General features: G+C 71.5%; 9 protein-coding genes. 4 read left to right on the top strand and 5 right to left on the bottom strand.

The genetic code is table 11. The features are described from left to right. Positions 1 to 3 precede the first annotated feature (3 nt). Positions 4 to 192, bottom strand: coding sequence for a ferredoxin (locus tag HZZ00_RS15985; protein WP_180332806.1), 189 nt, complete (start codon positions 190 to 192; stop codon positions 4 to 6). A 350-nt stretch (positions 193 to 542) separates the two neighbouring features. Here HZZ00_RS15985 and HZZ00_RS15980 point away from each other — a divergent pair, with 350 nt between their 5' ends. Then, the gene (locus tag HZZ00_RS15980; protein ID WP_180332805.1) at positions 543 to 1,898 is read left to right on the top strand and encodes a glutamine synthetase family protein; all 1,356 of its coding nucleotides are present in this window, start codon (positions 543 to 545) and stop codon (positions 1,896 to 1,898) included. A 20-nt stretch (positions 1,899 to 1,918) separates the two neighbouring features. Further along, positions 1,919 to 3,211 (top strand): cytochrome P450, encoded by a 1,293-nt coding sequence (locus tag HZZ00_RS15975; protein ID WP_180332804.1) that lies wholly within the window; start codon positions 1,919 to 1,921, stop codon positions 3,209 to 3,211. On the opposite strand, the gene HZZ00_RS15970 is transcribed toward HZZ00_RS15975, so the two are convergent. Together HZZ00_RS15970 and HZZ00_RS15965 are read right to left on the bottom strand one after the other, a co-directional pair. Continuing rightward, a complete protein-coding gene (locus HZZ00_RS15970; RefSeq protein ID WP_180332803.1) occupies positions 3,198 to 4,421 on the bottom strand; it encodes a TetR/AcrR family transcriptional regulator in 1,224 nt (407 codons plus the stop codon). The two genes, HZZ00_RS15975 and HZZ00_RS15970, sit on opposite strands and share 14 nt — an antisense overlap. A gap of 46 nt (positions 4,422 to 4,467) precedes the next feature. Further along, positions 4,468 to 5,616 carry an acyl-CoA dehydrogenase family protein gene (locus HZZ00_RS15965; protein WP_180332802.1) on the bottom strand — a complete coding sequence of 383 codons (1,149 nt, stop codon included), beginning with the start codon at positions 5,614 to 5,616 and terminating at the stop codon, positions 4,468 to 4,470. 283 nt (positions 5,617 to 5,899) lie between these two features. Between HZZ00_RS15965 and icmF the strand changes: the two genes are divergently transcribed. Beyond that, positions 5,900 to 9,130 carry a fused isobutyryl-CoA mutase/GTPase IcmF gene (gene icmF, locus HZZ00_RS15960; RefSeq protein ID WP_180332801.1) on the top strand — a complete coding sequence of 1,077 codons (3,231 nt, stop codon included), beginning with the start codon at positions 5,900 to 5,902 and terminating at the stop codon, positions 9,128 to 9,130. Positions 9,131 to 9,182: 52 nt separating this feature from the next. On the opposite strand, the gene HZZ00_RS15955 is transcribed toward icmF, so the two are convergent. Together HZZ00_RS15955 and HZZ00_RS15950 are read right to left on the bottom strand one after the other, a co-directional pair. Continuing rightward, on the bottom strand, positions 9,183 to 10,805 hold the full coding sequence (locus tag HZZ00_RS15955) for a multicopper oxidase family protein (RefSeq protein ID WP_180332800.1): 1,623 nt from the start codon (positions 10,803 to 10,805) through the stop codon (positions 9,183 to 9,185). Positions 10,806 to 10,886: 81 nt separating this feature from the next. Next, on the bottom strand, positions 10,887 to 11,495 hold the full coding sequence (locus tag HZZ00_RS15950) for a hypothetical protein (RefSeq protein WP_180332799.1): 609 nt from the start codon (positions 11,493 to 11,495) through the stop codon (positions 10,887 to 10,889). Between the two features lie 199 nt (positions 11,496 to 11,694). On the opposite strand from HZZ00_RS15950, the gene HZZ00_RS15945 reads away from it, so the two are divergent. Further along, positions 11,695 to 11,985, top strand: coding sequence for a heavy-metal-associated domain-containing protein (locus HZZ00_RS15945; RefSeq protein ID WP_107409060.1), 291 nt, complete (start codon positions 11,695 to 11,697; stop codon positions 11,983 to 11,985). Positions 11,986 to 12,107: the final 122 nt, after the last annotated feature.

Raw genomic sequence — 12,107 nt, 5'->3', positions numbered from 1 at the left:
GGCTCAGTCCTCGATCCGGATGGCCTGGAGCGGGCAGACGTCGGCGGCCTCCTCGACCTGCCCGCGCAGGGCCTCGTCGGGGTCGGGGACGTAGGCCAGATGCCCGGCGTCGTCGAAGCGGAAGACGTCGGGTGCGGCGAAGACGCACTGACCGTGGTCCTGGCACTGGTTCATGTCGACGACGACCTTCATGGCCGGTCCTCCTGGTGCTGAGGGGGCGTCGGGTAAGGGGAGAGAGGGGCCCGGACGGGAGGGTCCGGGCCCCGGCCAAAGGGGTGCGGACGGCCGCGGTGCGGGGAACCGCACCCCCAACTCGTTTGGCGTCAAACAACATAGGAACGAGCAGGCCGGTGGTCAATAGCTATCCAGCTGGATAAATTTTTGCGACACAAGCCTTGCGGGAAGACGAAGGCCATCCCTACCGTTTGGCACCAAACGAGCGACGCGCCGCCGCGCCTCCCGCGAGGTGCCGCCGCTCACTCCCCCTCTCCCCCAGCGCGCTGAGCCCTGGGAGGCGCCCCCTTCCCCCAGAGGAGACACCGGTGAGCGCATCCGACACCCCACCCGTCCGCCGCCATGTGGAGCGGCTGGCCGCCGAGGGCATCGACGTGGTCCGGGTGACCTATCCCGACCTCATCGGCACCGAACGGGCCCGGGACGTCCTGCTGGACCAGCTGCCGTCCGTCTGCGACCACGGCCTCGCCTTCTGCCGCGCCGTCTACCACACCAGCCCCCAGGGCGACGTGGTGCCGGTCGCCGGAGGGCTGGACGCGGGCCTGCCCGACATCTGCGTGCGCCCCGACCTCGACACCCTGACCGCCCTGCCCTGGGAGCCCGGGGTCGCCGCCTGCCTCGGCGACGTCACCGACCCGGCCACCGGCCGGCCCGCGCCCGAGTCGCCCCGCGATCTGCTGCGCGCCGTCGTCGACCGCTGCCGGGAGCACGGGCTGCGGCCGGTGGTGGGGCCGGAACTGGAGTACTTCCTGTGCGAGGCCGCCCCGGACACCCCGGCCGGCTGGCGCCGCTACAGCGACGCCCGGGGCGTCGTCTACACCGCGGGCCTGCGCGCCGACGGCGACAACCACCTGCTGCGCACGCTGCGGCTGCTGCACGGCATGGACATCGGCGTCAGCAGCGGCAACCACGAGTTCGACGGCTCGCAGTTCGAGATCAACCTGACCCACGGCGACGCCCTGACCGCCGCCGACCGCGCCTTCCGCTTCAAGGCGGCCGTCAAGGAGCTGGCCCGCAAGGAGAGCCGCCTGGCCACCTTCATGGCCAAACCGTTCAACGACGCGGGCGGCTCCGGCTTCCACCTCCATCTGTCCTGCCTGGACGAGCGGGACGAGAACGCCTTCCACGACCCGGCCGGCCCCTACGGCCTGTCCGCCACCGCGCGCCACGCCCTGGCCGGCGTCCTCGCCCACGCCCCCGCCCTCGCGGCCCTGGCCAACCCGACGATCAACTCGTACAAGCGCTTCGGACCCGACACCCTCGCGCCCTGGCTGATCGACTGGGGCCTGGACAACCGCAGCGCCATGGTCCGCGTCCCGCCCGAGCGCGGCTCCGGCGCCCGGCTCGAACTGCGGCTGGGCGACGCGAGCGCCAACCCCTATCTGCTGATCGCGGGCACCCTCGCCGCCGCCCTGCTCGGGGTGCTGGCCGGCGAGGAGCCGCCCGCGCCGCTGGAGGGCTACGGCTACGACGTCACCAAGTCCCCCGTGCTGCCGACCGACCTGCCCGCCGCCCTCGACGCCCTGGAGGCGGACGCGGCGCTGGCCGAGGTGCTCGGCAAGGACTTCACCGCCTCCTACCTCACGTACAAGCGCGACGAGGTCGCGCGCTTCCACCGGCACGTCACCGACTGGGAGTTCACCGAGTACGCCTACCACCTCTGACGCCGAGGAGCCCACCGCCCATGACCACCACCGCCCCGTCCGTGACCGAGGCCGTGCGCGAACCGCTGCCGCTGGCCGACGTCGACCTCGCGAACCTGGACAACTTCACCGACGGCGTGACCCCTTGGCGCATGTTCCACACCCTGCGCCACGAGGACCCGGTCCACTGGCAGCCCGAGGAGGCGCCCAACTCCGGTTTCTGGGCCCTCACCCGGCACGCCGACATCGCCCGCGTCGACCGGGACGCGGAGACCTTCACCTCGACGAAGTTCGTCAACCTCGAAGAGGTGGACGAGGACCAGATCAAGAAGCGCGCCTCCATCCTGGAGCTGGACGGCGTCCGCCACCGCGCCCTGCGCAGCCTGCTGCAACGGCAGTTCGGCGCGAGCGTCATCAACGGCTACGCCGACTTCCTGCGCGGTCTGACCGCCACCACCCTCGACGCGGCCCTGGCCAAGGGCACCTTCGACTTCGTCGCGGACGTCTCCGCCGACTTCCCCATCAACGTCCTCGCCCGCCTCCTGGACGTGCCGCCGGAGGACAACCAGCAGCTCATCGCATGGGGCAACCGCATCATCGGGCACACCGACCCCGACTACGCGGACGTGCTGCTGCACAGCGAGGAGAGCGAGAAGTACCGCGACCTGCCCTTCCGCTCCCCCGCCTCGCTCGAGGTCTTCGCCTACGGGCGCGAACTGGCCCGGCAGCGGCGCGGCGGCAACGGCACCGATCTGGTCTCCCGGCTGGTCAACGAGGTGCCGCGGGACGGGGTACCGCTGTCCGCGCAGGACTTCGACAACTACTTCCTGCTGCTGGTCGTCGCCGGCAACGAGACCACCCGGCACACCATCAGCCACTCCATGCTGGCCCTGCTCCAGCACCCCGAGCAGCTCGCGCGCCTGAAGGAGGACCCGTCCCTGATCCCGGTGGCGGTGGAGGAGTTCCTGCGCTGGGCCTCCCCCGTCTACCACTTCCGCCGCACCGCGACCCGCGACGTCGAACTCGGCGGCAGGCGGATCAAGGAGGGCGACAAGGTCGTGATGTGGTTCGCCTCCGGCAACCGCGACGAGGAGGTCTTCGGCGACCCCTACGACTTCGACGTCGCCCGGCGGAACAACGACCACGTCACCTTCGGCAAGGGCAGCCCGCACCTGTGCCTGGGCAATCTGCTGGCCCGCACCGAGATCCGCATCATGTTCGAGGAGCTGATCCCGCGCCTCGCGGACATCAAGCTGGCCGGGGACGTGCCGCGGGTGCGTTCCAACTTCGTCAACGGCATCAAGAAGCTGCCGGTGGAGGTCACTCCGGCCTGAGTTCCAGCAGCTCGCAGCCGAGTCGGTGCAGGGCGCTCGCGATCCCCGGCCGGGTGCCGAGCCGGGGGGTGCGGGCCGCGTCGTTGACGACGCTCAGGACCGCCTGCACCCGCACCCGGGCCTCGGCCGGCGCCATGGCCGGGTGGACCGCGCCCAGCAGCGCCAGCCACTCCGCGATGTAGTCGCGCTGGAACTGGTGGGTACGCCGCCGGTCCGCCTCCTGGAGGTGCTCGGTCTCGGTGGCGATCAGCGTCACCAGGTGCCGGGAGGCGAGCGCGTTGCGCGTGTAGCGCCACACCAGCCGGCGCAGTGCCTGCGCGTGGTCCTCGGCCGCGGCGAGCACCTCCGCGAGGTCGAGCCAGAGGCGTTCGACGCAGCGGTGCACGGCCGTGGCCAGGATCTCGTGCTTGCTGGCGAAGTGGTGGTAGATGCTCTGCCCGGCGATCCCGACGGCCGCGCCGGTCTCCTCCAGGCTGACCGAGGCGTAGCCGCGCTCGGCGAACAGTTCGGTCGCCGCGGCGAGCAGTGCCTCACGACGCGAACGATGCGCCAACGGCGGTCGCGGCGAGCGCGGTCGAGGCTCCCCGATGCCGGGCAGACGGGCCGTGGCGACGCGGTGCATGAGGTGCGCGACGAGTTCCGGGCCCTCGGGCGCCGGGAGTTCCACGTGCTGGTAGGCGAGGCTGGCCGCCACGCCCAGGGTGCTCCAGGACAGCAGCTCCGCGTGGCCCGGGTCCAGTCCCGGCCGGCCCGCGGTCAGCCGGTCGTCGAGCGCGCGCCGGGCCGCGTGCAGCCGATGGGCGAGCTGGGCGTACTGCTCGGCGGGCAGGTGCCGGGCCTCGCGCTGCCACAGCACGCCCAGCTCGCGCCGGGCCAGCGCGGTCGTGGCGAACTCCCCCGCCAGTACGTCGAGTCGGCCCGGTTCCGCGGTGTACAGACCGGCCAGGCAGGAGTCGAGCGCCTCGGCGACGACGGCGTGCAGCAGCTCCTGTTTGCCACGGAAGTGCCGGTACAGGGCCGAGGGGCCGATGCCCACGGCCGCCGCGATGTCGCTCATCGCCACATGGGCGTAGCCGTGACGGGAGAACAGCTCGCGCGCCGCGGTGACGATCAGCTCGCGGCGGTTGCGCGGACGCGTCCCGCGCGCGAGCGGGACGGCCTCGGTCCTCGGTGCGACCCGCGCCGCCGCCGTCTCCGTCCCGGTCCTCACCGTGTCCTCCCGAATCCGCGTCCCGTCTCCGCCCCGGCCAGTCCCCTCATCCGAGTTCGAGCGAACGCCCGATGATCTCCTTCATGATCTCGGTCGTGCCCGCGTAGATCCGGCTCACCCGGCTGTCCTGCCAGGCACGGGCGATCGGGTACTCCAGCATGTAACCGTATCCTCCGTGCAGCTGGACGCAGGCGTCCATGACCCTGCCCTGGAGCTCGGTGCACCACCACTTGGCCTTGGCCGCGTCGACCACCGTCAACTCGCCCGAGTTGAGGGCCAGTACGCAGCGGTCGAGGTAGTGCTGGGCCACCTCGATCTCGGTGGACAGCTCGGCGAGCCGGTGCCGGATCACCTGGAGGGAGCCGATCGGCTTGCCGAAGGCCTTGCGCTCGCGGACGTACTCCACGGTCCAGTCGAAGGCCGCCGACGCCTGCGCCAGACCGGCGATGGCGACCGACATCCGCTCCTGCGCGAGGTTCCGGGTCAGCGCGAAGAAGCCCTCGCCCTCGGCGCCGAGCAGGTTCGCGGCCGGCACCCGGGCGCCGTCGAAGACGAGTTCGGCGGTGTCCTGCGCGTGCAGACCGACCTTCTCCAGCTTGCGGCCGCGCTCGAACCCCGGGGTGCCGCGCTCGACCACGACCAGGCTGAGCCCGCGATGCGGGTGCTCGCCGGTGCGGACGGCGACGACCACCAGGTCGGCGTTGATGCCGTTGGTGATGAACGTCTTCGCGCCGTCGAGGACGTAGTGGTCGCCGTCGCGGACGGCCTTGGTGCGGATGCCGGACAGGTCGGAGCCGGTGCCGGGCTCGGTCATGGCGACCGCCGTGATCAGCTCGCCGGAGGCGATGCCGGGCAGCCAGCGCGCCTTCTGCTCGTCGTCGGTCTGATCGAGGAAGTAGGGCAGGCACACGTCCGCGTGCAGGGTGGGCCCGAGGATCGCCGGGATGGCCGCCGCCCGGGCACCCTCCTCGTGCAGGATCGTGTTGTAGCGGAAGTCGCGGATCCCCGCGCCGCCGAACTCCTCGGGCACGGCGATGCCCAGCGCGCCGAGGGCGCCGAGACCGGTGAACAGCTCGCGGGGCACGATGCCCGCCTTGTCCCAGTCCGCGTAGTGCGGCACGACGTGCTTGGCGATGAAGGCCCGCACGCTCTCCCGGTAGTCCTCGTGCTCGGCTTCGAAAAGGGTTCGCTTCATGATCGGCTTTCTCAGAGTCGTCGAGATCCGGGGCGCTGCCGCCGTACGGCTGAATGCGACAGCGGAGACTACTCGGGATTCACTTGTCGGGGAAGTGGTGAAGTGACGGCGGGTGAGGCGTGATTGACGGGCTCCGTACGCTCGGCCGCACACTGATCGCGATTCACAAGAAGCCTTCGCCCGCTGTGCCCCTGGTCACACCCTCCGCGCCTTCTGCGCTTTACTAGGACGTCCTAGTATTTCTCTGATACGCGTCCCGTCGACCTGTCTGGGAAGGCCCCCGATGAGTGATCTGCACCGGCCCGTGCACCCCGTCCGCCTCGTCACCGCATCGGCTCTGTTCGACGGGCACGACGCGTCGATCAACATCATGCGGCGGATCTTCCAGGCCCAGGGCGCCGAAGTGATCCACCTCGGGCACAACCGCTCGGTGCAGGAGGTCGTGAACGCGGCGCTGGAGGAGGACGCGCACGGCGTGGCGGTCTCCTCCTACCAGGGCGGCCATGTGGAGTACTTCGAGTACCTGGTCGAGTCGCTGCGCGAGCGGGGCGCGGAGCACATCCGCGTGGTGGGCGGCGGGGGCGGCGTGATCGTGCCCGAGGAGATCACCCGGCTGCGCGGCAGCGGGGTGACCATCTTCTCCCCCGAGGACGGGCAGCGGATGGGCCTCGCCGGGATGATCAACTCGGTGGTACGGGACTGCGACTTCGACCTGTGGGAGGGCAAGCCGGCCGATGCCGCGGCCGTGCTGGCCGGTGACCGGTTCGCGATCGCCCGTGCCATCACGGGCGCGGAACTCGGCGCGCTGCCCCCCGGGTTCCTGGAGCAGCTGCGGGCCGCGGCGGCGTCCCGGGTGGTGCCGGTGCTCGGCATCACCGGCACCGGCGGCTCCGGCAAGTCCTCGCTGACCGACGAGCTGGTGCGCCGCTTCCGGGTGGACCAGCAGGACAAGCTGCGCATCGCGGTCATCGCGGTCGACCCGACCCGCCGGCGCGGCGGCGGCGCGCTGCTCGGCGACCGGATCCGGATGAACTCCCTGGACGGCAACCGGGTGTTCTTCCGCAGCCTGGCCACGCGCGGCAGCCATGAGCTGCCGGAGCACCTCTCCGAGGTCATCGACGTGGTCAAGGCCGCCGGGTTCGACCTGGTGATCGTGGAGACGCCGGGCATCGGCCAGGGCGACGCGGCGATCGTGCCGTTCGTCGACACCTCGCTGTACGTGATGACGCCGGAGTTCGGCGCCGCCTCCCAGCTGGAGAAGATCGACATGCTCGACTTCGCCGACGTGGTCGCGGTCAACAAGTTCGAGCGGCGCGGCGCCAAGGACGCGCTGCGCGACGTGAGCCGCCAACTGGTGCGCAACCGCGAGGCGTTCGACAAGAAGCCCGAGGACATGCCGGTGTACGGCACCTCGGCCGCGACGTTCAACGACGACGGGGTCACCGCGCTCTTCCAGCATCTGAAGACGTCCCTGGGCGAGAGGGGCCTGTCCCTGGACGAGGGCACCCTCGCGCCCGTCACGGTGCGGCACTCCTCCGGCATCCGCCAGGTGGTGCCCGCCGACCGGGTGCGCTACCTCGCCGAGATCACCGAGACGGTCCGCGCCTACCACGCCCGGACCGAGGAGCTCGCCGAGGCGGCCCGCAGGGTGCAGCGACTGGACGCGGTCAAGGGCGAACTCGCCGCGGCCGGGTCGGACGCCGGCAATGTGGAGGCGCTGCTCGAAGACGCGCTGAAGCGGCTCCCGCACGAGGTCACCGAGCAGATCGAGAACTGGCCCGCCGTCGTGGCGTCGTACTCCGGCGACGAGCAGGTCGTGAAGATCCGCGACCGGGAGATCCACACCAAGCTGACCCGCGAGTCCCTCTCGGGCAACAAGATCCCCCGGGTGGCGCTGCCCCGCTTCACCGACCACGGCGAGCTGGTACGGTTCTGGCGGCGGGAGAACCTGCCCGGCCACTTCCCGTTCACCGCCGGGGTGTTCCCCTTCAAGCGGGACGGCGAGGACCCGGCACGGATGTTCGCCGGCGAGGGCGACCCGTTCCGCACCAACCGGCGCTTCAAGCTGCTCTCGGAGGGCCAGCCGGCCACCCGGCTGTCCACCGCCTTCGACTCGGTCACCCTCTACGGCCGCGACCCCGACGAGCGCCCCGACATCTACGGCAAGGTCGGCACCTCCGGCGTCTCGGTCGCCCACCTGGACGACATGAAGGCGCTGTACGACGGCTTCGACCTGATCGCCCCGACGACCTCGGTCTCCATGACGATCAACGGCCCGGCCCCCACCGTGCTGGCGTTCTTCCTGAACACCGCGATCGACCAGCAGATCGAGCGGTTCCGCGCAGCCGAGGGCCGCGAGCCGTCGGCGCAGGAGGCGGCCGAGCTGCGCGCGCACGCGCTGGCGAACGTCCGCGGCACGGTGCAGGCCGACATCCTCAAGGAGGACCAGGGCCAGAACACCTGTCTTTTCTCCACCGAGTTCTCGCTGCGGATGATGGCCGACATCCAGGAGTGGTTCATCGCCAACAAGGTCCGCAACTTCTACTCGGTGTCCATCTCCGGCTACCACATCGCCGAAGCGGGCGCGAACCCGATCAGCCAGCTGGCCTTCACCCTGGCCAACGGCTTCACCTACGTCGAGGCGTACCTGGCGCGCGGCATGGACGTGGACGACTTCGCGCCGAACCTGTCGTTCTTCTTCTCCAACGGCATGGACCCCGAGTACTCGGTGCTCGGCCGGGTCGCCCGCCGCATCTGGGCGGTCGCGATGAAGGAGAAGTACGGCGCCAACGAGCGTTCCCAGAAGCTGAAGTACCACGTCCAGACCTCGGGCCGCTCGCTGCACGCCCAGGAGATGGACTTCAACGACATCCGCACCACGCTGCAGGCGCTCATCGCCATCTACGACAACTGCAACAGCCTGCACACCAACGCCTACGACGAGGCGGTCACCACCCCCACCGAGGAGTCCGTGCGCCGGGCGCTGGCCATCCAGCTGATCATCAACCGGGAGTGGGGCCTGGCGATGAACGAGAACCCGCTCCAGGGGTCGTTCATCATCGACGAGCTGACCGACCTGGTCGAGGAGGCGGTGCTCCGGGAGTTCGAGCGGATCAGCGAGCGCGGGGGCGTGCTCGGCGCCATGGAGACCGGCTACCAGCGCGGCCGCATCCAGGACGAGTCGATGCTCTACGAGCAGCGCAAGCACGACGGCACGCTGCCCATCATCGGCGTCAACACCTTCCGCAACCCGCACGCGGACGAGGCCGAGCCCGGCGCCATCGAGCTGGCCCGCGCCACCGAGGAGGAGAAGCGCTCCCAGCTGACCCGGGTGCGGGACTTCCAGGGCCACCACCGGCAGGAGGCGCACGCCGCCCTGGCCGCGCTCAAGGCGGCGGCGGTCGACGGCGACAACGTCTTCGCCGTGCTGATGGACGCGGCGCGGGTCTGCACGCTCCAGCAGATCACCGAGGCGTTCTTCGAGGTGGGCGGCCAGTACCGCCGCAACGTCTGACGCCGGCGGACGGCGCGGGGGGAGCGGGCCGGCCCGCTCCCCCCGCGGGCTGTCAGGCCTCGTAGGCGAGCAGCGTCATCATGCCCGCCTCGCCGTGGTAGGCGTTGTGGCAGTGCAGCATCCAGCGGCCGGGGTTGTCCGCGTCGAAGTACACCGACACCGTGCGCCCGGGCAGCACGATGGTGGTGTCCTTGCGGGGGCCGCCGGTGCCGAGCTGGTAGGTGTGGCCGTGCAGGTGCATCGGGTGCCACATGTCCGTCTTGTTGACGAAGTCCAGCCGGACCCGCTGGCCCTGCTCGACCGTGAGCGGGTCGGCGGCGGGGTGCTTCATGTCGTACCGCCTGCCGTTGATGCCCCAGTCGTACTCGGCCATGCTGCCGGTGAGTTCGACGCGGTGGACGCGGTCGGTCTCCTTCGTGTCCAGGCGGACCTCGTCGGCCGCCGTCAGCCGGGCGGCGTTCATGATCATGCCGGTCAGCTCCGCCGGGCGGACGGTGGGCTTCGGCGCGGTCCCGGAACCGGTGCGCACCAGCGCCATGCCGCTCGCCTTCTTGCCCTCGGCGAGGGCGACCAGCGGGAAGACTCCGTCGGCGAGCGTGACCAGGACGTCGTAGCGCTCCCCCATGCCCACCAGCAGGGCGTCCACCTGCTGGTGGGCGACCGGGTAGCCGTCGGTGTGGGTGATGGTCAGCTTGTGCCCGCCGAGCGCGACGCGGTACGCCGTGTCGCCGCCGGCGTTGACGATGCGCAGCCGCACCCGCTTGCCGGGCTTGCCGGTGTAGACGTCGGGATCGTCCGGCACCCGGCCGTTGACCAGGTGGTACGGGTACTTGACGTCCCCGGCGTCGCCGCCGAGCAGATCGCTGCGCGCGCCCATCAGCATGAACTTCATCGACATGCCGCCGGAGCCGCCCCCGTCGTCCGTGCCGCCGCTCATGGTCATGTCGCCCATGTCCATCCCGCCCATGTCACCCATGTCGCCCATGTCGTGGCCGGAGGAACCGCCGTGGCCGGAGCCGCCCGCGCCCATGCCGCCCATGCCCCGGCTCAGTTCGGCGAGGACCTCGTCGGGGGTGCCGGTGACACCGTCGACCCAGTCGTCCAGGACGACCACCCACTCGTCGTCGTACGACAGCGGTTCCTTCGGGTCCTCCACGATCAGCGGGGCGTGCAGTCCGCGGTCGAGCTGGACGCCGACGTGCGGGTGGAAGAAGTAGGTGCCGGGAGTGTCGGCGACGAAGCGGTAGGTGAAGTTGCGGCCGGCCCGGACGGCGGACTGGGTGACCGGGGGCACGCCGTCCATGTCGGCGCGCAGGGCGAGTCCGTGCCAGTGGACGGAGGTGGTGGTGCCGCCCGGAAGCTGGTTGGACAGTTCGGCGGCGAGGGTGTCGCCGGCCGTGAGCCGGATCTCCTTGCCGGGGGCGTGGCCGCCGTAGGCCCAGCTCTTCGCCGTCACCTTGCCGCCGAGGTCGAGCACGGCCGGTGCGGCGGTCAGGGTGACGTTGCGGACCGTGCCGCTGGCCCTGCGCCCGCGTTCGGTGGCGGCGACCACCTTGCTGTCGGGGCTCACGAGGGCCGGGGTGCCGCCGGAGCCGCTGCCGCACGCGGCGAGCGCGCCGCCTCCCGCGACGGCGAGCCCGGCCAGCAGGGCGGAGCGACGGTTGATGCTGTTCATGTGGATGCCTCGTCTCGGTCTGCCGTTGGTCTGGCGCGTGCGGCATCCGCTCCCGGGCGGGAGCGGGCCGCCCGGGGAGGCCTAGATCAACAACCGGGAGAGGACGGAGAGGTCGGGCGGCGCGCGGTGCGGATGGCCCGGCAGGCCGAGTCCGGCGAGCACGCCCCGCGCGGGGGCGCTCGGGACGGCGTGGGGCGCGAGGGCCGGGGGCGCGAGCAGCTGCGGTGAGCCGACGGCGCCGGAGGTGCAGTGCTGCATTCCGGGGCCGGAACAGGCACCGTCGGCGTCGTGCTCCAGACCGGAGGTCACGGCCTGGGCGGCCACACCGTGCCGGACCGCGCCGTGCCGGGGCATGGCGTACCCGGGCGTGCCGCGCGCGGACATGCCGTGCCCGGACATGGCGTGGTCGCCCGTCTCGTGCCCGGGCATGGCGTGGTCGGCCATGGTGTGTCCGGCCGCGGCTTTCCCGGTCGCGGTGCGTCCGGACCCGCCGGCCGCTGCCGCGGTGCCGCCGTGCGGCGCGGTGCGGGCCGCCCCGGGCATCGTGCCCATGACGGCGGTGGCGGACATGGCCGGCGCGCCGCTCATGTCGTGGTGGACCAGGACGGCGAGCGCGGCGAGCAGCGTCAGCACGGCGGCCCAGGCACGGCGCCGTACGCCGTCCCCGGTGATGGTCCGCCGACAGGTCACGGCCGCCGTCTCCTTCCCGCTGCGCTGGGTCCGCCAGGTCCCTCACTATACCCCCGAGGGGTACGGCGCCCACACGGCACCCAGGCACGGACGGTCGGATGACTAAGTACCCCTGGGGGGTATATCGTTCAGATGTCGGGAGGGCCGGCCCACCGCCCCTCCCGCGGACCGAACCATGCTCTCACCCGAGGAAGTAGCCATGACCGAACAGAACTCCGGCTCCTGCTGCGGCTCCTGCGGTACCGGGACGGCGACCGACGTCCAGGTCCACGGCAGCGGCGTCACCACCGTGTACAAGGTCTCCGGCATGACCTGCGGCCACTGCGAGTCCGCCATCTCCAAGGAGATCTCCGTTCTGGACGGCGTCACCGCGGTCACGGCCGTCGCCGACAAGGGCGAGGTGACGGTCACCTCCGCCGCCCCGCTCGACGAGGAAGCCGTCCGCGCCGCCGTGGACGAGGCCGGCTACGAGCTGGTCGGCACCATCTGAGTCCGCGCGGCGCCGGGCGCCGCGCTCCGGGCGAAAACCCCTCCACCCTCCCGGGGACGGAGGGGTTTTCGCTTTTTCCGGAGCCCTTCAACTGCCTGCCGGAATCCGTGAGTTCACTCTCT

The sequence above is a fragment of the Streptomyces sp. NEAU-sy36 genome (assembly GCF_013423905.1).
Lineage (GTDB): Bacteria > Actinomycetota > Actinomycetes > Streptomycetales > Streptomycetaceae > Streptomyces > Streptomyces misionensis.
Note: the sequence above shows the minus strand (reverse complement) of the source record. Positions and strands in the feature narration are given on the sequence as shown.